Below are 19,196 nucleotides of genomic sequence, written 5' to 3' on the forward strand. Positions count from 1 at the left end.
GTCTACTCCTCGAAGTCGAGCCCGATGTCGAGAATGGGCGATGAGTGGGTGAGGGCGCCGACCGAGACGTACTCGACGCCGGTGGCGGCGTACTCCACCACGGTGTCGAGCGTGATGTTCCCGGTCGCCTCGAGGTCGGCCCGATCGCCGACCGCTTCGACCACTTCGGCGAGCTCCTTGGGGCTCATGTTGTCGCACAGCAGGAACGTCGCTCCGGCGGCGACCGCTTCCAGCGCTTCGTCGACGGTCTCGACCTCGACCTGGATGTCGACCTCGGGCTCGGCCGAGCGCACCGCGTGGAAGGCGGCGCTGACCGAGCCGGCGGCCTCCTTGTGGTTGTCCTTGATCATCGCCACGTCGAACAGGCCGAAGCGCTTGTTCTCGCCGCCGCCGACGCGCACCGCGTACTTCTCCATGGCGCGCAGACCCGGCGTGGTCTTGCGGGTGTCGAGCACGATGGTCGGCCAGTCGGCGAGGAGGTCGGCGAAGCTCCTGGTGTGCGTGGCGATGCCGCTCAGGCGGCACAGGAGGTTCAGGGCCGTGCGCTCGGCCGCGAGCAGGTCCCGGGTGTGTCCGGTGATGCGGGCGAGCCGCTGGCCGTCGCGGATGCGCGCCCCTTCGCCGGCGAGGTAGGTGAACTCGATGTCGCCGGGCATGGCCTCGAAGACGGTGTGGGCCACCGGCAGGCCCGCCAGGACCCCGTCGGCGCGGGAGGTCAGGACCACGGTCGAGGAGTGCTCGGGCCCGAAGATCGACTCGGAGGTGACGTCGCGGCGGCTCGCCGACAGGTCCTCGTCGAGGTACTCCTCGACGGCGACGTAGACGTCCTGCGGGTCGAGCCCGCCCGCTACGAGCCTCGCCGCGGCGTTCCAGTCCTCGCTCATGCGCTCTCCCAAGTCGTGTTGAGGTCCCCGTCGGGACTGATGGACAGGTGGAGATGGCCGAGCCAGTCGTCGGAGGCCTCCGGGTGGTCCTCGCGCCAGTGGCTGCCGCGGGTCTCGCGCCGCCGGTGAGCGGCGGCGGTGAGCGCCGTGGCGACCGTGAGGAGGTTCGTCGCCTCCCAAGTAGCCGGACGCGGCCGTCCTGACACATTGTCCCCCAAAGCCGTCAGAGCTTCGGCGGTGGCGTCCAGGCTCGCCTCGGAGCGGAGCACCCCCGCTCCGGCGGTCATCGCCTCCTGGAGCGGGGCGCGGGAAGTCGTCGAGCTGACCCACCCCTCGGCGTCCGGCGGCTCGGGCACCCCGGGGCTGGGTTTGTGCTCGGCCAAGTCGGCGGCGATCCGGTGGGTGAAGACCAAGGCCTCCAGCAGGGAGTTCGACGCCAAGCGGTTGGCGCCGTGCAGGCCGGTGCACGCGGCCTCCCCGGCGGCGTACAGGCCCGGCACCGTGGTGCGGCCGCGCAGGTCGGTGCGCACGCCGCCGGAGGCGTAGTGCGCGGCCGGGGCCACGGGGATCAGGTCGACGACCGGGTCGATGCCGAGGGCCCGACACGAGCCGGTGATGGTCGGGAACCGCTCTTCGAGCATGGTGCGGCCCAGGTGCCGCGCGTCCAGCCACACGTGCGGCCGGCCCTCGGAGCGCATCCTCGCGGTCGCGGCCTTGGCGACCACGTCGCGCGGGGCCAGCTCGGCCATCTCGTGGCGGCCGACCATGAACCGCTCCCCCGAGTGGTCCCGCAGGTGCGCCCCTTCGCCGCGGAGGGCCTCGGAGATCAGCGGCTGCCGGTCGCCTTCGTTGCCGTCCAAGTACAAGGCGGTCGGGTGGAACTGGACGAACTCGAGATCGGTCACGTCGGCGCCGGCCCTGAGCGCGACGGCGACGCCGTCGCCGATCGACACCGACGGGTTCGTCGTCGACTGGTAGATCTGGCCCATGCCGCCGGTGGCGAGCACGACCGCGCGGGCCTCGACACCGCCGACGCCGTGCTCGACGCCTTCACCGAGGACGTGGAGGCTCACGCCCGCCGCGTGCCCGGCCGCGTCGGTGAGCAGGTCGAGCACCATCGCGTTCTCGATGATGCGGATCCACGGGTCGCGCAGCACGGCCTGGTGGAGGGCCCGTTGGATCTCGGCGCCGGTGGCGTCGCCCCCGGCGTGCACGATCCGCCGCGCCCGGTGCCCGCCCTCGCGGGTCAGCTGCAGCGATCCGTCCGCGTGCCGGTCGAACTCGGCGCCCAGATGGATCAGGTCGGCGATGCGGTCCGGGCCCTCGGTCACGGTCACCTCGACCGCGGCCGGGTCGCACAGGCCCACGCCCGCGATCTGCGTGTCGCGGGCGTGGGCCTCGGGAGTGTCGAGCGGGTCGAGCACCGCGGCCACGCCGCCCTGCGCCCACCGCGTGGAGCCGTCGTCGATGTGGACCTTGGTGACCACGGTGACGTGGAAGCCGGCCTGGCGGAGGTTCAACGCGCAGGTGAGGCCCGCGACGCCCGAGCCGATGACGCACACGTCGGTGGTCTCGGTCCAGGACGGGGCCTCGGCCCGCAGCCGCCGCGGCAGGCGCGGCAGCCGGGGCAGCGGCGTGGTAGTCGGTGTCACCGGTTCGATGCTCTCCTGATGAAGTCGGCCAGGTCGGCCGACTGCTGGACGCGCGAAGGCTCGTGCACGTACATCATGTGCCCGGCCGGGTAGGTCCTGGTCTCGATCCGCTCACGCGCCTCATTCGGGATGGCGAGGTGGTCGAGGGTGTACTCGATCGCCTCGACCGGGACACCGCCGTCGTAGCGGCCCATCGCGACGTGGACCTTCAGCGACGGATTGCCCCGCATCGCTGCGGCGAGCCGGTCGACGACGTCGACCGCTTCGCCCTCGAACTCCTTGTACGACCAGGGATGCACGTTCCGCGAGAGCCGCTCGTACACCGTGTCGTTCTCATACTCCAGCTCGGCGCGCAGGTAGTACTGGAGCGCCGCCGTGTACGACCCGTCGACGGCCGACAGGAACGGGTCGGACGGCATCTGCTCGTGGATGTAGTGGTCGGCCGGGCCGGTGAAGCGGGTGTCCAAGCGACCGGTCACCAGCTTCTTGTGGCGCTGGAGCTCGGCGTAGTACCGGGTGTGCTCCAGGCGCAGGTCGGCGTTGTCGACGTACTCTTCGCTGACGCCGGCCAGGGAGGCGATCTTGGCGACCGCCGCCGCCCGCTCGTCGGGAGCGAGGTTCCGGCCCTTGGCGAGCACGGCGCGGTACTCGTCGGCGTAGGCCCGCGCCTCGGCGACCAGGTCGTCGAGCTCCCGTCCCTCCTGCAGGCCGTGGTAGTGCGAGGTCGCGGCGTAGGTCGGCAGGAACAGCGGGTTCGGCAGGTCCGAGCGGTTGGCCATGTACAGCGTCTCGAGGTTGAACGCCGGAGCGAGGAACATGACGCCGTTCAAGTACAGGCCGTAGCGGGACTGCAGGTGCTCGGCCAGACCGGCGCCGCGGGTGCCGCCGTAGGACTCGCCGATGAGGAACTTCGGCGACAGCCAGCGGTTGTTCCGGGTGGTCCACAGGCGGATGATCTCACCGACGGACTCGATGTCGCCGGTGAAGCCGTGGTAGTCCTTGGCCTTCTCGCCTTCGGCGGCACGGGAGTAGCCGGTGGAGACCGGGTCGATGAAGACCAGGTCGCTGTGCCGCAGCAGGGTCTCCTCGTTGTCGAGCAGCCCGTACGGGGGCGGGGTGAGGTTCCCGGCGTCGCCGGAGTCGACGCGGCGGGGACCGAGCAGGCCCAGGTGCAGCCAGATCGACGAGGAGCCGGGGCCGCCGTTGAAGGCGAAGGTGACCGGCCGAGAGGTCACGTCGGCGTCGTCGAGCGTGTAGTAGGTGACGGAGACTTCGGCCTTGGGTTTGCGGCCGTTGTACTTCTCGTCCTCGGTCACTTCCTCGCGCAGCACGATCCGCCCGGTGGTGGCGGTATAGGCGAGGTCACCAAGGGTGTGGTGGGTGGTCTTGAGGTCGTCGGAGGGCTCGGGACGGTCGTCCTTGCCGTCCTCTTTCGGGGCCTCGTTCTGCTTTTCTTCGGTCATGCTCAAGTAACTTACCGCTCGGCTAGTGGCGATGCCAGCGCGTTCCCGGCCGTTCCCGGCGCCGGGCGGGCCTTGTCGCCGTTGACCTCGATGATCTCGTTGCGCTCGTCGACGTGGACCACGCGCGGTACGAACGTACGCGCCTCGGCGTCCTCCATCTGCGCGTAGGAGATGAGGATCACCAGGTCACCGGGGTCGATCAGGTGCGCGGCGGCGCCGTTGATGCCGATGACGCCGCTGCCGCGCTCGCCGGCGATGGTGTAGGTCTCCAGGCGCGCGCCGTTGGTGATGTCGACGATGGCGACCTGCTCGCCGTCGAGGATGTCGGCGGCTTCCAGCAGGTCCGCGTCGACGGTGACCGATCCGACGTAGTGCAGGTCGGCCTGGGTGACCGTGGCGCGGTGGATCTTGGACTTGAACATGTTCCTAAGCATCGGGGTCTCCGATCTGGCTGTGCCCAATGAAGACCTGGGCGTTGTCGATCAGGCGGGTGGCGCCGGCCTTGGCGGCGATGAGGAGGCGGGCGGGGCCCCGTTCGGGGGCCTCGCCTAGGTCGGTGCCGCGCACGGCCACGTAGTCGAGGACCAGGCCGGGTTCGTCGGCGAGGACCTTCTCGGCGGCTTCGAGCGGGTTCGGGGAGTCCTGGGCGGCGCGGATGGCGTGCGGGATGGCGAGCGCGGCGGCGCGCTCGGTCTCGGAGAGGTAGACGTTGCGGCTGGACAGGGCCAGTCCGTCGGGTTCGCGGGCGGTCTCGACCGGGACGATCTCGATGCCGAAGTCGAGGTCGCGGACCATGCGGCGGATGAGCGTCAGCTGCTGGTAGTCCTTCTCGCCGAAGCAGGCGGCGTCGGGGCGGGTGAGGTGGAAGAGCTTGGAGACGACGGTGAGGACGCCGGTGAAGAAACCGGGCCTGGAGGCGCCTTCGAGGATCTCGCCGGCCGGTCCGGCGTGGACGGTGGTGAGTCCGGTGCGGCCGTCGGGGTACAGCTCGGCCTCGACCGGCGCGAAGATCGCGTCGACGCCTTCCTGTTCGCAGACGGCGGTGTCGGCCTCGAGGGTGCGCGGGTAGCGGTCGAGGTCCTCTCCCGGTCCGAATTGGAGCGGGTTGACGAAGATCGTGACGATGACCGAGTCGGCGATCTCTCTGGCGCGCCTGATGTTGGCGCGGTGGCCGTCGTGGAGCGCCCCCATGGTGGGGACGAGGGCGACGCGGCCGGGCAGTCCGGCGCGGACCCGGGCCAGGTCGCCTCTGGTATGGACGAGCGTTGTCATTCGGGGGCCTCCTCCTGGGGGTGGGCGAGGACGTCGAGCAGTCCTTCGGCGTCGGCGGGCCGCAGTCGTCCGGCGTTGAGGGCGCGTTCGGCGGTGCGGCGGGCCACGGCGCGGTAGACGTCGGCGATGCCGGTGTCGTCGAGGGCGGCCAGGTGGCCGGCGACGGTTCCGGCGTCGCCGCGGGAGACCGGGCCGGTGAGGCCGGCGTCGCCGTGGCGGAGGGCGTTGTCGAGTGAGGCGGAGACCAATGGGGAGAGGAGCCGTTCGGGGGCTTCGACGCCGATGGCGCGGAGCTGGTCGACCGCGTCGTTGACGAGGGTGATGAGGTGGTTGGCGGCGTAGACGAGTGAGGCGTGGTAGCGGGCGCGGTCGGTTTCGTCGACGTGCTCGGGTTCGCCGCCCATCTCGACGACGAGGGCCTCGCCGATGAGGCGGGCGTCGGCTTCGCCGGTGATGGCCCATGAGACGCCGTCGAGCCGGTCGAGGTCTTCGGCGCGGCCGGTGAAGGTCATGGCGGGGGCGAGGGCGATGGTGAGGGCGCCGGCTGCGGCGGCGGGGTCGAGGGTCCGGGCGCCGTTGGCTCCGGAGGTGTGGACGACGATCTGGCCGGGCCGGAACGGCAGGGCGGCGGCGAGGGGCGCGATGGCGTCGTCGGGGACGGCGATGATGAGCAGTTCGGCGGAGGCGGCGACGGCCTCGGGCGGGAGGATCTCGGCGTCGGGGAAGCTGCGGGCGGCGCGGGCGAGGGAGGCGTCGGAGACCGCGGTGGCGGACACGATGCGGTGGCCTGCGCGGGCGAGCGCGGCTCCGATAGTGGAGCCGACCCTGCCGGCGGACACGATGCCGACCGCGAGGCGGCTCGCGGCGGTGTCCGGGCTGCCGCCGTGCCGTGTCGGCCCGGCGCTGGGCTGATCCATGAGGCTGATCCAGTCCTGTTCGAGGTACCGGTCATTTTGCTTACGGGTTAATTGTGCGCCGCCAGATCGGGGACGCCAGTCCGGGAGCCTCGGAGTGGCGATTTTCACTCGGGGTCTAGGGTCGGAGGGATGACGGGGTACCAGCGCTGGAGCGCCGCGATGGAGCGGGCCTTGTACGGCCCTGGAGGCTTCTACCGGCGTGAGATTCCGCGCCATCATTTCTCGACCAGCGCGCAGACGCCGGTGTTCGCCGAGGCGATCGCCCACTTGGCCGACGCCGTGGACGCGCGTCTGGGCCGGCCGGAGACGTTCGACGTGGTGGATGTGGGAGCCGGCAACGGCGAGCTGCTCGGCCATCTGGCGAACCTGCTCGATGAGCGCGCGCGGCTCACGGCCGTCGAGCTGCGGCCGAAACCGAAGGACTTGTCCGACCGCGTCGCGTGGCGTCCTGACCTTCCCGAGCGGGTGTGCGGCCTGCTCGTCGCCTGCGAGCTGCTCGACAACGTCCCCTGCGACGTCGCCGTGATCGACCAGGCCGGCGAGCTGCGCTACGAGGAGGTGGACCCGGCCGGACGCACCAGGCCCGGGGCGCCGGTCGAGGAGGCCGACGCGAAGTGGCTGGCCGAGTGGTGGCCGCTGCGGCAGGTCGGCGAGCGGGCCGAGATCGGACGACCGCGCGAGACGAAGTGGCGGGAGCTGACCGGGCGCGTGGAGGCCGGGACGGTGCTCGCGATCGACTACGGCCATACCAGGGGATCGCGTCCGGAGACCGGCACGATGGCCGGGTTCCGCGACGGGCGGGGCGTGCGGCCGGTCCCGGACGGGACGTGCGACATCACCGCCCATGTGGCGGTGGACGCGCTGGAGTGCGAGCGGCTGCAGACGCAGCGGGAGGCGCTCCTGGAGCTGGGGCTGCCGGTCGAGCGCCCGCAGCTGGCGTCGGCGTACCGCGACCCGACCGGCTACGCGGTGGACCTGGCCCGGGCTTCGGCTTCGGCGCGCCTGACCGACCCGGGCGGCCTGGGCGCCCACTGGTGGATGACGGCCCTGCGCGAGCCGTGAAGCCGGTCAGGTTTCGTCGAACAGATCGGACACGCTGTTCACCGAGGAGGCGCGTATCAGCCACCGGTTCAGCGTCTCGACGTCCGTGCAAGTCGCAATCCTCGACCGTTCGGCTTCGCTGACCGCGATTCCGCGATCTTCTAGAATCACCAAGATCGACTCCGCGCGGCCTTCGGCGCGGACTTCGGAAACGTACCCGTACGACATGGTCTTCATTATCCTCCTCCATTCTTGTTTGGCGCTCGTCAAGCTTTCGCCGCGCGGAAGGCGCTGGGACTCATGCCCCTGCGGCGTTTGAACGCGGCGCTGAAGCCGAAGGCGTCGGCGTAGCCGACCGCGCGGGCCACCTCTGCGATGGTGCGGTCATGGTCGGCCAGCATTCCCTCGGCCACCTCCATGCGCCAGTCGGCGAGGTAGCTCAGGGGCGGTTCGCCCATGATCTCGGTGAAGCGCTTGGCCAGCAGCGCCCGCGACACGCCGGACTCGGCCGCCAGGGTCGCCACCGTCCACGGCCGCTCGGGACTGGTGTGCATCGCCTCGAGCGCGGGCCCGACCACCGGGTCGCTGAAGCCCCGGTACCAGTTCGGGGAGGCGCAGCCCTCCTGGTCGAACCAGGTGCGCAGCGTGCAGACCAATCCCCAGTCGAAGAGCCGGTCGATGAGCGCCTGCGTGCCGGGTTTGCGGTCGGCGATCTCGGCGGCGGCCGCGTCGAGCCAGGCGCACACCTCGGTGCCGTCCTCGACGACCAGTGCGGGCGGCAGCGACCGCAGCAGCCGGTCGTGCCGCCCGGTGGCGCGATAGGAGGCGACGAGCACGGCGGTCGAGCCGTCGGGGCAGTTGCCCCATTTCTTGCCGCCGAAGTCGTCGTAGGTGCCGCATTCGGGTGCGGGCTCGAAGCAGGAGAGGCGGTATTGGTGGTGCGGCCCGGATGCCGATCCGGGTTCGTCGGCGAGCAGGAACGGTTCGGGGCCGCGGACGACGGCCGTCTGGCCGCCGACGATCTTCATCTCACCGCCGTCATGGAGCAGGAGCACGCCGCTGCCGCGCACCATCGTGAGCATCGTCAGCGGGGCGCGGTCTTGGAAGCTGATCGTCCAGGGCGACTCGAGGACGGCCTCGCTGACGACCGCGCCGTCGGCGCGGATGCCGCTGAGGAGCTGGCTCAATGGGTCCATGCCGCCAGCGTAGACGATCTCGCATGCATCGGAGGGTTTGAACCATACTCCGTCCACCGATTCGGCGGTGTACTTGCCTCACCGACCCAATCGGCAAGGAGGACAACATGAACACCCGACCGACCGCACTCGTCGTCGTCGCCCACCACCGCCCTGACTCCCTCACCGCCCACATCGGCCGGAAGGTCGCCGATCGGCTGGAGGCCGGCGGCTACCGGATCGACCGCATGGACCTGCACGCCGAGGGCTTCGATCCGCGCATGACCGTGGCCGACCAGCCCGACTGGGGCGACCGCGACAAGATCTACTCCGAAGAGGTCCGGGCCCACCAGGCGCGCCTGCTGAACGCCGAGGTGATCGTCCCGGTCTTCCCGGTCTACTGGTTCAGCCTCCCGGCCATCCTCAAAGGCTGGATCGACCGGGTCTGGGGCTACGGTTTCGCGTACGGGCGCAGCAAGCCGCGCCTGGCCGGGAGGAGGATGCTCTGGCTCGGCCTCGCCGGCGCGGCCGCCGGCGACTCGATCGCCCCGGTCATGAAGGAGGCGCTCGAGGGCCAGCTGCGCGACGGCATCTCCTACTACTGCGGCATCGCCGAGGCCGCCGTGGAGATCCTGTTCGACGCCGAGGCGCAGCCGCAGATCGTCGACGAGTCCGGCAACCTCACCCTCGGCGAGGAACTGCGGGGCGAGGCCCGGACGGCCCACTACGCCGAGTTCGAGCGCACCGCCGTCGCGCATGTGGAGAAGTTCCTCGCCCTCCCCTGAGGCTTGAGGCGGACTAAACGCTTTGACCGTCACGCCGGGCGGGCCGACAATCACCTGATGGGCTTTGTCGAACTGTCCGGTGTGACCTACCACCTGAGCGACGGGAGAACGCTGTTCTCCGACGTCTCGTTCCGCGTGGGCGAAGGCCGGAAGGTGGCGCTCATCGGCGCCAACGGCACCGGGAAGACGACGCTGCTCAAGACCGTGACCGGTGAGCTGACGCCCGACGAGGGGACCGTCGCGCACGGCGGCGGTCTCGGCGTCATGCGCCAGCTGGTCGGCATGCGCGAGGGCGCCCTGCCGCTGCAGACGCTGGCGGTCGCACTGGCGCCGCCACGGCTGCGGGACATCGCCGAACGCGTGACGGCGGCCGAGCGGCGCATGGCCCACGGCGGCTCGACGGCCGCGCAGCTGGACTATGCGCAGGCGCTCGCCGACTGGGGCGAGGCCGGCGGATACGAGTTCGACGTCCTGTGCGACACGGTCTCGGTGGCGATCCTCGACTCGACATGGGAGGAGACCAGATCGCGGCCGCTGCGGACCCTTTCGGGCGGTGAGCGGAAGCGGTTCGCGTTGGAGCTGCTGCTGCGCGGACCGGATGAGACGCTGGTGCTCGACGAGCCCGACAACTTCCTCGATGTGCCGGCCAAGCGCGAGCTGGAGCGGGCAATTCGGGAGTCGGACAAGTCGATCCTGTTCGTCTCGCACGACCGCGAAGTGCTCGCCAACTGCGCCGAGTCGATCGTGACGTTGGAGGCGGGGACGACCTGGACGCACGGCGGCGGCTTCGCGACCTGGCACGAGGCGCGGGCCGCCCGCCATGACCGCTTGGAGGAGCTGCGTCGGCGCTGGGACGAGGAGCACCACAAGCTGCGTGAGCTCATGCTCATGTACAAGAACAAGGCCGCGTTCAACTCGGATATGGCCTCCCGGTACCGCGCCGCCCAGACGCGGCTGCGGAAGTTCGAGGAGGCCGGACCGCCGCCGCTGCCGCCGCGCGACCAGAGGATCAGGGTCAAGCTGGAGGGCGGGCGGACCGGCAAGCGCGCGGTCATCTGCGAGCAGTTGGAGTTGGAGGACCTGACTTTCCCGTTCGACTTCGAGGTCTGGTACGGCGACCGCGTGGCCGTGCTGGGAGCCAACGGGACCGGCAAGAGCCACTTCCTGCGGCTGCTGGCGCGCGGCGGGTCGGAGCCGGACGCCGGCATCGCCGCCGAGCGGGCGCTGGATCCGGTGGCGCACCATGGCGTCGCCCGGCTCGGCGCACGGGTCTACCCGGGGCACTTCTCGCAGACGCATGAGCATCCGGAGTTCGAGGGGCGCACGCTGCGGGAGATTCTGTGGGACGGCGACGTGGACCGGCCGTCGCTGGACCGGCAGCGGGCGATGAGCGCACTGAACCGCTACGAGTTGACCGCGCAGTCCGAGCAGGTCTTCAAGACCCTTTCGGGCGGGCAGCAGGCGCGGTTCATGGTGCTGCTGCTGGAGTTGTCGGGGGCGACGTGCCTGCTGCTGGACGAGCCGACCGACAACCTCGACCTGGCCGGCGCGGAGGCGCTTGAGGCAGGGCTGCGTTCGTTCGACGGCACGGTGCTGGCGGTGACGCACGACCGCTGGTTCGCCCGCGGTTTCGACCGTTTCCTGGTGTTCCAGAACGACGGCGAGGTCGTCGAGACGACCGAGCCGGTCTGGGACGTCCGTTAGGTCAGGTCGAGGATCGCTTCGATGTATTGGGCGACGCCGTCGTCGTCGTTGCCGGCGGGGGCGATCTCGTCGGCGGCTTCCTTGACCCACGGGTGGGCGTGGGGCATGGCGACGGCGTGGCCCGCGCTGCGGAGCATCGGCAGGTCGTTGGTGGCGTCGCCGAAGGCGACCACGTCGTCCCAGTCGATGTCGAACTGGTCGAGGACGACCTGGATCCCGGCGGCCTTGTTGACGCCGACGGGGCAGACTTCGAGGATGCCGACGCCCGATTCGGTGACGGCGACCTTGTCGGTGTCGACGACCTCTTGCGCCTCGAGCAGCAGTTCGTGGCCGGAGAGGGTGTCGGAGACGAAGTAGCCCTTGACCATCGGTCCGCGGAAGGCCTCGTGGCGCGGGGCGGTCTGGAGGGTGACGGCGGGCCAGGGCCAGTCGGGCATCTCGTCGCCGGTGATGTTGCGCTCGGGCTCGGCCGGCTCGGCGAGGGCGCGGAGGGGGCCGACGCGGTTCTCGATCAGTTGGAGCGCTTCGTAGATGACCTCGCCGTCGACCGAGCGGTCGGCCAGTTGGACGACGGTGTCGTCGTAGCGGCATTCGTAGACGAACGCGCCCTGGCCGAGCACGAGGAAGTCGGCCGAGGGGACGTCGTTGCGGCACAGGTCGAGCAGGCGCGGGCCGCGGCCGGTGGCGCCGACGACGATGACGCCGGAGGCGGCCAGTCGCTTGAGCGCGGCCATGCTGCGGGGGGACACGGTTTCGTCGGACCGGACGAGGGTGCCGTCCAGGTCGGTGACGACGAGTCGGGGTGCCTTCGACAGTTCGATCATGGAGTCTCCTAGCTTGTCGAGTCGTTCTCCGCCGCCGCTTGCCGCTTTTCCGCCCGGAGTCAGAACCACCGCCGCAGGACCTTGGCCACGCCGTCTTCCCAGACCGGCGGGGCCACCTCGTCGGCGAGGGCGCGGACTTCGGGGGCGGCCTGCCCCATGGCCACCGCGTATCCGGCCCACGCGAACATCGTCAGATCGTTGTGCGCGTCACCGAACACGACGGTGTCGGCCGATGATACGCCGTAGTACTCGGCGATGCGCGCTACTCCGCTGGCCTTGCTGACGCCGGGCGGGCCGACGTCGATCCAGCCGTTGAAGCCGACCTCGACGTGGTAGTCGGTCGGGTCGATGGCGGCGTTCTCGGCCAGGCGGAGGGCGTTGGGGCATCGGGTGCCGGAGCCGTACGGGTTGTCGGAGGCGACGCGCGCGACCATGCGGGGCGTGGGCCGGCTCATCAGGTCGTCGAGGTCGATCTCGCGGGCCCATAGGGCGTGGAAGTCGCGTTTGAAGCCTTTGGTGTGGTACCAGCCTTCGAGGTCCCATTCGACGGCGAATTCGACCGAGTCGTCGGCGGCCAGGAAGGCTTCGACGGCGGGGCGCGGGTCGAAGGTGACCTGGTGGGAGATCTGGCCGGTCTCGAGGTCGTATTCGGAGGCGCCGTGGGAGGCCGAGGCGAATCCGTCGGCGAGCTCGAGGTCGCCGGCGGTGCGTTCGGCGCCCCAGATGGCCCGGCCGGTGACCACGGCGACGGGGACGCCGGCGTCGCGGACGGCCTGGAGTGCGTCGATGACCTGCCGGGTGGGCTTGGTGACGGTCATGTGGTGGTAGTCCACGACGGTGCCGTCCAGGTCCACGGCGACGAATTTCGGCGGGGCTTCTCTGAGTGTTGACGGGGCGTAGTCTTGCACCCTCCAACCGTAGCCCCACCTAGGTGAACGGCAGGGGGCCGAGCGGCTGAACTCACGAGGACAGGGGATTCGGACAGAAACCGCCCATCGCCGCCTGCGGCGACATACGGTTCGGGTATGGCCGACATCACGATTGAGCGCGTGTACGACTACCGCGAGAGCCCGGGCCGCGGCGGCGCGGTCTTCCTGGTGGACCGGCTGTGGCCGCGGGGCGTCAGCAAGGAGGAGCTCGACGGCGTGACGTGGCTGCCGGATGCCTCTCCCTCGCCGAATCTGCGGATCTGGTTCGGGCACAGCGCCGACCGGTTCGAGGAGTTCACCGACCGGTACCGGGCCGAGCTCGACTCGCGGCCCGAGCACGCCGAGGCGATCGTCGAGGCCGCCCGCTCGGAGCCGGTGACGCTGCTGTACGCCGCGAAGGACCCGCAGATCAACCACGCCGTCGTGCTCAAGGCATGGTGCGAGGACGAGATCGGCGAGTAACGCAATTCGATCGTAGATACTATAGGAAAATAGGATCTAGGATCGAGGGTCACTTCGGTTCGATGACGTCCTTGCCGAGGAACGGCCGCAGCGCCTCCGGCACCGCCACCGAGCCGTCGGGGCGCTGGTGGTTCTCCAGGATCGCCACCAGCCAGCGCGTGGTCGCCAGCGTTCCGTTCAGCGTCGCGGCCACGGCGTTCTTGCCCTGCTCGTCGCGGTACTTGACGTTCAGCCGCCGGGCCTGGAACGTCGTGCAGTTCGACGTCGAGGTCAGCTCGCGGTAGCGGCCCTGGCTGGGCACCCACGCCTCGCAGTCGAACTTGCGGGCCGCGCTGGTCCCCAGGTCGCCTGCGGCGGTGTCGATGACCCGGTAGGGCAGCTCCATCTTCTGCAGCATCCGCTCCTCGTAGGCCAGCAGCCGCTCGTGCTCGGCCTCGGCGTCCTCGGGCCGGCAGAAGGAGAACATCTCGACCTTGTCGAACTGGTGGACGCGGATGATGCCGCGGGTGTCCTTGCCGTACGAGCCGGCCTCGCGCCGGAAGCACGACGACCAGGCCGCGTACCGCTTCGGGCTCGACAGGTCCCCCAGGTTCTCGCCCGAGTGGTACGAGGCCAGCGGCACCTCCGAGGTGCCGACCAGGTACATCTCGTCGCGCTCGAGGTAGTAGACCTCCTCGGCGTGCTCGCCGAGGAACCCGGTGCCCTCCATGGCCTCGGGGCGCACCAGCACCGGCGGGACCATCGGCGTGAAGCCGGTCTCGACGGCCTGCTGGACGGCGAGGTTGAGCATCGCAAGCTGCAGCAGCGCGCCGTCGCCGGTGAGGTAGTAGAACCGCGCCCCGGAGGTCTTGGCGCCGCGCTCGGTGTCGAGCAGGCCCAGGGCCGTGCCGATGTCGAGGTGGTCGCGGACGTCCTCGGGCACATTGGTCTCGCCGACCTCGCGCAGCACGACGTAGTCGTCCTCTCCGCCGGCGGGGGCGGCGTCGGCGACGAGGTTCGGAATGGTCTTGGCGGCGGCGTCGAAGGCCGCGGCGGTCGAGGTCACGCGGGCCTCGGCGGCCTTGACCTCTTCGGCGAGGGTCTTGGTGCGCTTCAGCAGCGCCTGCTTCTCCTCGCCTTGGGCGCCGGCGATCTGCTTGCCCAGGCCCTTCTGCTCGGCGCGGAGGGTCTCGAAGGACTGCAGGGCGCTGCGGTGCTCGGAGTCGGCCTCCAGCAGCCGGTCGACGGCTTCGGGGGAGGCGCCGCGCTTGCGCTGGCTGGCGCGGTAGGCGTCCGGGTTCTCTCGCAATGCACGCAGATCGATCACGGCACCAGATTACCGGCCTGCTCTGAGCCGGCGTCAAAGCCATATCGTGGGCGTGTGGCGGTAGATATGGATCCGGACCGGTTCGAGGCGGCGGTCTCCGACGCGCTCGACGAGGTGCCGCAGGAGTTGATGGCGATGCTGGACAACGTGGTGATCCTGGTGGAGGAGGAGCCCCAGGGGCCGGACAAGGACCTGCTGGGCCTCTATCACGGGACGTCGCTGACCGACCGGGGCTGGGAGTACGGCGGGGTGCTGCCGGACACGATCACGATCTACCGGGGGCCGACGCTGCGCATGTGCTCCAGTGTGGACGAAGTGATCAGCGAGGTCGCGATCACCGTGGTCCACGAGATCGCCCACCACTTCGGCATCGACGACCACCGGCTCCACCAGCTCGGCTGGGGGTAATTGCGAGCCTCAATCGGGTTGGGACTCGATTCTGCGAGCTTAAGGTGGCGTTCTGGCTCGCAGATGCCGTATCGTGGCTCGAGTGACGATGTTTCGGATCGGCGAGGCCGCGGAGCTGCTCGGCGTCAGCGCCGACACCGTGCGCCGCTGGGTCGACGGCGGCAGGCTCGAGGCGTCGCGCGACGACCACGGGCACCGGGTGATCGCCGGGGTGGACCTGGCCGGTTTCGCCCGATCGAGGGCCGCCGAACCCGAGGCCGGCGCCGGCGAGTCCTCGGCACGGAACCGCCTGCGCGGCATCGTCACCGCCGTCACCAAGGACGCCGTCATGGCGCAAGTGGACCTCCAGGCCGGGCCGTTCCGCGTCGTCTCGCTGATGAGCCGCGAAGCGGTCGACGAACTCGATCTCCAGGTCGGATCCGTCGCCGTCGCCGTGGTCAAGTCGACGACCGTCGTCGTCGAACGCGCCTCCCCCGCAGAGCGTGAGAGGACCCGCCCGTGAAACCCCGCCTCCGCGCCGCGGTCAGCGCCCTCGCCGCCGCCGCGCTGACACTCACCGCCTGCGGCGACGCCGCCGAGACCGCCGGAGTGATCCACGTGTTCGCCGCCGCCTCCCTGACCGAGACGTTCAACCGAATCGGCGACGCCTTCGAGGAGACCCACCCCGACATCGACGTCGTCTTCAACTTCGCCGGCAGCTCCTCACTGGCCGCCCAGATCGACCAGGGCGCCCCCGCCGACGTGTTCGCCTCGGCCGCGCCCGCCAACATGGACGCCGTCGTCGAGGCCGGCCACGCCGACGACCCGCGGACCTTCACCCGCAACGAACTGGTCATCGCCGTCCCCGAGCACAACCCCGAGGGCATCGAATCGCTCGCCGACCTGGCCGAGAACGGACGCAAAGTCGCAGTGTGCGCCCAGGAAGTCCCCTGCGGGGCCGCCGCACAGGCCGCGCTCGAGGCCGCCGGCGTCGACCTCACCCCCGCCACCTACGAGACCGACGTCAAAGCCGCCCTCGCCAAACTCGGCATGGGCGAAGTCGACGCCGCCCTGGTCTACCGCACCGACGCCGAAGCCGCCTCGGGCGCGGTCGACGCCGTCGAGTTCCCCGAATCGGCCTCGGCGATCAACGACTACCAGGTCGCGGTCCTCGACGAGGCCGCGAACCCGGCCGCCGCCAGAGCCTTCGCCGACTACCTCGAATCGGAGGAAGCCCGGGCGGTCCTCGCCGAAGCCGGATTCCAGTCGCCATGACCGCGACCGCAGCCGAGCCCGTCCGCAAGGGCGCGCCCCGCCACCGCCGGCGCGTCCCGCTCGCGCTGCTCGTCCCCGCACTGCTCGGCCTGGCCTTCCTCGTGCTGCCCCTCGCCGGCCTGCTCATCCGCACCCCGTGGGCCTCGGTCCCGCAGCGACTGGCCGAGCCGGCGGTCCTGCAGGCACTGTGGCTGTCGCTGCGCACGGCGACCCTGGCGACCGTGGTGTGCGTGCTGCTGGGCGTCCCCCTCGCCTGGCTGCTCGCCCGCGTCGACTTCCCCGGCCGCCGCCTCGTCCGCGCGCTGGTCACCGTGCCGCTGGTGCTGCCGCCGGTCGTCGGCGGGGTCGCGCTGCTGCTGGTCTTCGGCAGGCGCGGCCTGGTCGGCACCTGGCTCGACGAGTCCTTCGGGATCACGTTGCCGTTCAGCTCCGCCGGAGTGGTGATGGCGATGGCGTTCGTGGCCATGCCGTTCCTCGTCGTCGCCGTCGAAGGCGCCATCCGCGCCGCCGACGTGCGATTCGAAGAGGCCGCCGCGACCCTCGGCGCGGGCCGCTGGACCGCGTTCACCCGCGTCACGCTCCCGCTCGTGGCGCCCGGCATCACCGCGGGCACGGTGCTGTGCTGGGCGCGCGCGCTCGGCGAATTCGGCGCCACGATCACCTTCGCCGGGAACTTCCCCGGCCGCACCCAGACCATGCCGCTGGCGGTCTACCTCGCCCTCGAGACCGACCTGGAGGCCGCGATCGTGCTCAGTCTGATCCTCCTGGCGGTCTCGGTCACCGTCCTGGTGTGCCTGCGCGAACGCTGGACGGCCGCACCGTGACCACCCCATCGGACGCGCTCCTCGACGCCCATCTCGTGGTCGACCGCGGCGACTTCCGGCTCGACCTTCGCCTGAGCGCCGCCGCCGGAGAGACGGTGGCGCTGCTGGGACCCAACGGCGCGGGCAAGACCACCGCGCTGCGGGCGCTGGTCGGTCTCGAGGCTCTCACCGACGGGCACGTGCGGCTCGGCGGCCGCGACCTCGACCGGCCCGCGGCCGGGAAGTGGGTGCCGACCGAGCGGCGCGGCATCGGCGTGGTCTTCCAGGACTACCTGCTGTTCCCGCACCTGAGCGCCCTCGACAACGTCGCCTTCGGACCGAGGCGGCAGGGCGCGGGCCGCGTACGCGCGAAGGAGCTGGCCTCGGCGTGGCTGGACCGGGTCGGCCTCGCCGACTTCGCGGACCGCCGGCCCCGGCACCTGTCGGGCGGGCAGGCGCAGCGCGTGGCCTTGGCCAGGGCGCTGGCACTCGAGCCGGGGCTGCTGCTGCTCGACGAGCCGCTCGCCGCGCTGGACGCGCGCACGCGGCTCGACACCAGGGCCGAGCTGCATCGGCACCTGGCCGGCCATACCGGGGCGACGGTCGTGGTCACGCACGATCCGGTCGACGCGCTGATGCTGGCCGACCGCTTGGTCGTCGTCGAGGACGGCCGGGCCGTCCAGGAGGGCGACGCGGAGTCGGTGACCGCACGTCCCCGTACCGAGTACGTGGCGCGGCTGGTGGGTCTGAACCTGTACCGGGGCCGGGCCGAAGGGCGCACGGTGCGGCTGGAGGACGGGCTGGAGCTGGCCGCGGCCGATCCGATCGACGGCGAGGCGTTCGCGGCCTTTCCGCCCAGCGCGGTCGCGCTGTTCCCGGCCCGGCCCGAAGGGAGCCCCCGCAACACGTGGGAGGCCACGGTGACCGGCGTCCACCGCCACGGCGACAACCTGCGCGTGCAGTTGGCCGGGCCGCTGCAGGCCGCGGCCGATGTCACTCCGTCGGCGGCGGCGCAGCTGTCGCTAGCTCCGGGCCAGCGCGTCTGGGCCGCGGTCAAGGCGACCGAGATCCGCGCCTACCCCGCTTGAGGCGGCCGGTTCGGGTTCGTCGTCGCGGACCCCTCGGCGCACCATGGGGACGCAGGCGGCGACGATCGCGATGGTGGCCAGGCCGATCGCCAGGAACGAGGGCCGGGTGTCGAGGACGGTCGAGAGCGCGCCGCCGAGGACGAATCCGATGAGGGTGGCGGCGTTGAGCAGCCCGTTGACGCGGGCTCCGGCGCGGCCCCGGAAGCGTTCGGGGACGCGGCGGGCCAGGGAGATCTGCATGACCGAGTTCTGGGAGGCGTTGAGGACGCCGCCGATGAGGTAGAGCGGGACGAGCAGGCCCGCGGCCGGCAGCGGCAGGCTGAACACGGTCACCAGCACTCCGGTGGCGGCCAGGCAGGCCAGGAGCATCCAGGCGAGGTCGCCGTCGCGTTTGAAGCGGCCGATGGCGGCCGCGGCGATCCAGGCTCCGGCGGCCATGCCGGCGGTCCAGGTGGCGTTGACGAGGCCGTAGAGGCTCTCGGAGGCGCCGTAGACGCCGCGGACGAGGAAGACTTCGAGGACGTTGACCGCGCACAGGCAGGCGATGACCGCGGCCGCGCCGATGACCATGGTGCTCAGGAGCCGGTCGCCGCGGAGCCGCCAGGGCGGTTGCGCGGTGTCGTGGCGGGCGGTGAGGTCGCGGCGGATGCCGCCGCGGCGGGTGCGGATGTCGAAGCACAGCAGGGCGGCCGCGGCCGCGGCGCAGGCGCCGACGACGAGGGCCGTGTCGGTGCCGCCGGCGGCGACGATGAATCCGGCCGCGGCCGGTCCGGCGGTCATGCCGAGCAGGGTCCCGGTCTGGACGCTCGCGATCGCGCGCGGCAGGTCGGCGGCCGTGGCGATGAGGGGGACGAGCGCGCCGACCGTGGGCCGCAGCAGAGCGTTGCCGGCGGCGTTGACCACGACCAGTGCCAGGAGGGCGACCAGTTCGTCGGCGGCGGTCATCGTGGCGATGGCGGCGGCTTGGAGGAGGCCGCTGCCGGCCATGAGGGTGCGGCTGTCGAAGCGGTCGGCCATGCGGCCGGTCAGGGGTGCGAGCAGAACCATCGGCAGGGTGGCGCAGATGATGAGCGCGGCGACCGCCGGGCCGCCGAAGCCTGAGGACTGGAGGTGCAGGACGAGGGTGAAGTCGGCGGTGAACATGGCGGTGCCGGTGAGGAAGGCGCACGCGGCGGCGGCGTGGACGTCGGTCCAGCGGGTCCCGTCTACGGAAGTTGTGAAAGACATAT

The 19,196-nt window shown here is 71.1% G+C and carries 21 protein-coding genes; 9 read left to right on the forward strand and 12 right to left on the reverse strand.

Annotated elements, in window-relative coordinates; translation table 11 throughout:
• Window positions 1-2 precede the first annotated feature (2 nt).
• From nadC to ACYVL2_RS02265, 6 genes are read right to left on the reverse strand one after another with little or no spacing between them, the layout of a single operon-like run.
• On the reverse strand, window positions 3-884 hold the full coding sequence (gene nadC, locus ACYVL2_RS02240; protein WP_460539758.1) for a nicotinate-nucleotide diphosphorylase: 882 nt from the start codon (window positions 882-884) through the stop codon (window positions 3-5).
• A complete protein-coding gene (locus tag ACYVL2_RS02245; RefSeq protein WP_460539760.1) occupies window positions 881-2,536 on the reverse strand; it encodes an L-aspartate oxidase in 1,656 nt (551 codons plus the stop codon). The genes nadC and ACYVL2_RS02245 overlap by 4 nt, the downstream gene beginning before the upstream one ends.
• A complete protein-coding gene (locus ACYVL2_RS02250; RefSeq protein WP_460539762.1) occupies window positions 2,533-3,999 on the reverse strand; it encodes a S10 family peptidase in 1,467 nt (488 codons plus the stop codon). Before ACYVL2_RS02250 ends, ACYVL2_RS02245 begins: the two co-directional genes overlap by 4 nt.
• A gap of 11 nt (window positions 4,000-4,010) precedes the next feature.
• Window positions 4,011-4,433, reverse strand: coding sequence for an aspartate 1-decarboxylase (gene panD, locus ACYVL2_RS02255; protein WP_460539764.1), 423 nt, complete (start codon window positions 4,431-4,433; stop codon window positions 4,011-4,013).
• Window positions 4,426-5,271, reverse strand: coding sequence for a 4-phosphopantoate--beta-alanine ligase (gene panC / locus ACYVL2_RS02260; RefSeq protein ID WP_460539766.1), 846 nt, complete (start codon window positions 5,269-5,271; stop codon window positions 4,426-4,428). The genes panD and panC overlap by 8 nt, the downstream gene beginning before the upstream one ends.
• Entirely contained in the window at window positions 5,268-6,188 is a 921-nt protein-coding gene (locus tag ACYVL2_RS02265; protein WP_460539768.1) for a Rossmann-like and DUF2520 domain-containing protein, read from the reverse strand. Before ACYVL2_RS02265 ends, panC begins: the two co-directional genes overlap by 4 nt.
• 129 nt (window positions 6,189-6,317) lie before the next feature.
• Here ACYVL2_RS02265 and ACYVL2_RS02270 point away from each other — a divergent pair, with 129 nt between their 5' ends.
• Window positions 6,318-7,250, forward strand: a complete 933-nt coding sequence (locus tag ACYVL2_RS02270) for an SAM-dependent methyltransferase (RefSeq protein WP_460539770.1) — start codon at window positions 6,318-6,320, stop codon at window positions 7,248-7,250.
• Between the two features lie 6 nt (window positions 7,251-7,256).
• Here the strand turns inward: ACYVL2_RS02270 and ACYVL2_RS02275 are convergent, their stop codons facing one another.
• Window positions 7,257-7,466 carry a hypothetical protein gene (locus ACYVL2_RS02275; protein WP_460539772.1) on the reverse strand — a complete coding sequence of 70 codons (210 nt, stop codon included), beginning with the start codon at window positions 7,464-7,466 and terminating at the stop codon, window positions 7,257-7,259.
• Window positions 7,467-7,495: 29 nt separating this feature from the next.
• Window positions 7,496-8,425, reverse strand: coding sequence for an AraC family transcriptional regulator (locus ACYVL2_RS02280; RefSeq protein ID WP_460539774.1), 930 nt, complete (start codon window positions 8,423-8,425; stop codon window positions 7,496-7,498).
• Window positions 8,426-8,532: 107 nt separating this feature from the next.
• Here ACYVL2_RS02280 and ACYVL2_RS02285 point away from each other — a divergent pair, with 107 nt between their 5' ends.
• Window positions 8,533-9,189 carry an NADPH-dependent FMN reductase family protein gene (locus tag ACYVL2_RS02285; protein WP_460539776.1) on the forward strand — a complete coding sequence of 219 codons (657 nt, stop codon included), beginning with the start codon at window positions 8,533-8,535 and terminating at the stop codon, window positions 9,187-9,189.
• 57 nt (window positions 9,190-9,246) lie between these two features.
• Window positions 9,247-10,893 (forward strand): ABC-F family ATP-binding cassette domain-containing protein, encoded by a 1,647-nt coding sequence (locus ACYVL2_RS02290; protein ID WP_460539778.1) that lies wholly within the window; start codon window positions 9,247-9,249, stop codon window positions 10,891-10,893.
• Here ACYVL2_RS02290 and ACYVL2_RS02295 read toward each other — a convergent pair.
• On the reverse strand, window positions 10,890-11,717 hold the full coding sequence (locus tag ACYVL2_RS02295) for an HAD family hydrolase (RefSeq protein WP_460539780.1): 828 nt from the start codon (window positions 11,715-11,717) through the stop codon (window positions 10,890-10,892). The genes ACYVL2_RS02290 and ACYVL2_RS02295 overlap by 4 nt on opposite strands.
• A 59-nt stretch (window positions 11,718-11,776) precedes the next feature.
• Window positions 11,777-12,625 (reverse strand): HAD family hydrolase, encoded by an 849-nt coding sequence (locus ACYVL2_RS02300; RefSeq protein ID WP_460539782.1) that lies wholly within the window; start codon window positions 12,623-12,625, stop codon window positions 11,777-11,779.
• A 117-nt stretch (window positions 12,626-12,742) separates the two neighbouring features.
• Between ACYVL2_RS02300 and ACYVL2_RS02305 the strand changes: the two genes are divergently transcribed.
• The gene (locus tag ACYVL2_RS02305; RefSeq protein WP_460539784.1) at window positions 12,743-13,108 is read left to right on the forward strand and encodes a DUF488 domain-containing protein; all 366 of its coding nucleotides are present in this window, start codon (window positions 12,743-12,745) and stop codon (window positions 13,106-13,108) included.
• A gap of 49 nt (window positions 13,109-13,157) precedes the next feature.
• Here the strand turns inward: ACYVL2_RS02305 and serS are convergent, their stop codons facing one another.
• Window positions 13,158-14,414 carry a serine--tRNA ligase gene (serS, locus tag ACYVL2_RS02310; RefSeq protein ID WP_460539786.1) on the reverse strand — a complete coding sequence of 419 codons (1,257 nt, stop codon included), beginning with the start codon at window positions 14,412-14,414 and terminating at the stop codon, window positions 13,158-13,160.
• Between the two features lie 66 nt (window positions 14,415-14,480).
• Here serS and ACYVL2_RS02315 point away from each other — a divergent pair, with 66 nt between their 5' ends.
• The 5 genes from ACYVL2_RS02315 (at window position 14,481) to ACYVL2_RS02335 (ending at window position 17,967) form a co-directional block, all read left to right on the forward strand.
• Window positions 14,481-14,822: a metallopeptidase family protein gene (locus ACYVL2_RS02315; RefSeq protein ID WP_460540197.1), complete on the forward strand. Its 342-nt coding sequence runs from the start codon at window positions 14,481-14,483 to the stop codon at window positions 14,820-14,822.
• An 82-nt stretch (window positions 14,823-14,904) separates the two neighbouring features.
• On the forward strand, window positions 14,905-15,324 hold the full coding sequence (locus tag ACYVL2_RS02320; protein ID WP_460539787.1) for a TOBE domain-containing protein: 420 nt from the start codon (window positions 14,905-14,907) through the stop codon (window positions 15,322-15,324).
• On the forward strand, window positions 15,321-16,076 hold the full coding sequence (modA, locus tag ACYVL2_RS02325; RefSeq protein WP_460539789.1) for a type 2 periplasmic-binding domain-containing protein: 756 nt from the start codon (window positions 15,321-15,323) through the stop codon (window positions 16,074-16,076). The genes ACYVL2_RS02320 and modA overlap by 4 nt, the downstream gene beginning before the upstream one ends.
• Window positions 16,073-16,900: a molybdate ABC transporter permease subunit gene (locus ACYVL2_RS02330; protein WP_460539791.1), complete on the forward strand. Its 828-nt coding sequence runs from the start codon at window positions 16,073-16,075 to the stop codon at window positions 16,898-16,900. Before modA ends, ACYVL2_RS02330 begins: the two co-directional genes overlap by 4 nt.
• On the forward strand, window positions 16,882-17,967 hold the full coding sequence (locus ACYVL2_RS02335) for an ABC transporter ATP-binding protein (protein ID WP_460540199.1): 1,086 nt from the start codon (window positions 16,882-16,884) through the stop codon (window positions 17,965-17,967). The genes ACYVL2_RS02330 and ACYVL2_RS02335 overlap by 19 nt, the downstream gene beginning before the upstream one ends.
• Here ACYVL2_RS02335 and ACYVL2_RS02340 read toward each other — a convergent pair.
• Window positions 17,902-19,194, reverse strand: coding sequence for an MFS transporter (locus ACYVL2_RS02340; RefSeq protein WP_460539793.1), 1,293 nt, complete (start codon window positions 19,192-19,194; stop codon window positions 17,902-17,904). The two genes, ACYVL2_RS02335 and ACYVL2_RS02340, sit on opposite strands and share 66 nt — an antisense overlap.
• Window positions 19,195-19,196: the final 2 nt, after the last annotated feature.

It is taken from the genome of Glycomyces halotolerans (assembly GCF_054779575.1).

Coding starts and splice junctions, on each gene's coding strand:
- panD (WP_460539764.1), bottom strand. CDS start 4,433: ATGCTTAGGAACATGTTCAAGTCCAAGATCCACCGCGCCACGGTCACC.
- ACYVL2_RS02250 (WP_460539762.1), bottom strand. CDS start 3,999: ATGACCGAAGAAAAGCAGAACGAGGCCCCGAAAGAGGACGGCAAGGAC.
- ACYVL2_RS02280 (WP_460539774.1), bottom strand. CDS start 8,425: ATGGACCCATTGAGCCAGCTCCTCAGCGGCATCCGCGCCGACGGCGCG.
- ACYVL2_RS02295 (WP_460539780.1), bottom strand. CDS start 11,717: ATGATCGAACTGTCGAAGGCACCCCGACTCGTCGTCACCGACCTGGAC.
- ACYVL2_RS02315 (WP_460540197.1), top strand. CDS start 14,481: ATGGATCCGGACCGGTTCGAGGCGGCGGTCTCCGACGCGCTCGACGAG.
- ACYVL2_RS02290 (WP_460539778.1), top strand. CDS start 9,247: ATGGGCTTTGTCGAACTGTCCGGTGTGACCTACCACCTGAGCGACGGG.
- ACYVL2_RS02275 (WP_460539772.1), bottom strand. CDS start 7,466: ATGAAGACCATGTCGTACGGGTACGTTTCCGAAGTCCGCGCCGAAGGC.
- ACYVL2_RS02305 (WP_460539784.1), top strand. CDS start 12,743: ATGGCCGACATCACGATTGAGCGCGTGTACGACTACCGCGAGAGCCCG.
- ACYVL2_RS02270 (WP_460539770.1), top strand. CDS start 6,318: ATGACGGGGTACCAGCGCTGGAGCGCCGCGATGGAGCGGGCCTTGTAC.
- ACYVL2_RS02285 (WP_460539776.1), top strand. CDS start 8,533: ATGAACACCCGACCGACCGCACTCGTCGTCGTCGCCCACCACCGCCCT.
- panC (WP_460539766.1), bottom strand. CDS start 5,271: ATGACAACGCTCGTCCATACCAGAGGCGACCTGGCCCGGGTCCGCGCC.
- ACYVL2_RS02340 (WP_460539793.1), bottom strand. CDS start 19,194: ATGTCTTTCACAACTTCCGTAGACGGGACCCGCTGGACCGACGTCCAC.
- ACYVL2_RS02265 (WP_460539768.1), bottom strand. CDS start 6,188: ATGGATCAGCCCAGCGCCGGGCCGACACGGCACGGCGGCAGCCCGGAC.
- ACYVL2_RS02330 (WP_460539791.1), top strand. CDS start 16,073: ATGACCGCGACCGCAGCCGAGCCCGTCCGCAAGGGCGCGCCCCGCCAC.
- nadC (WP_460539758.1), bottom strand. CDS start 884: ATGAGCGAGGACTGGAACGCCGCGGCGAGGCTCGTAGCGGGCGGGCTC.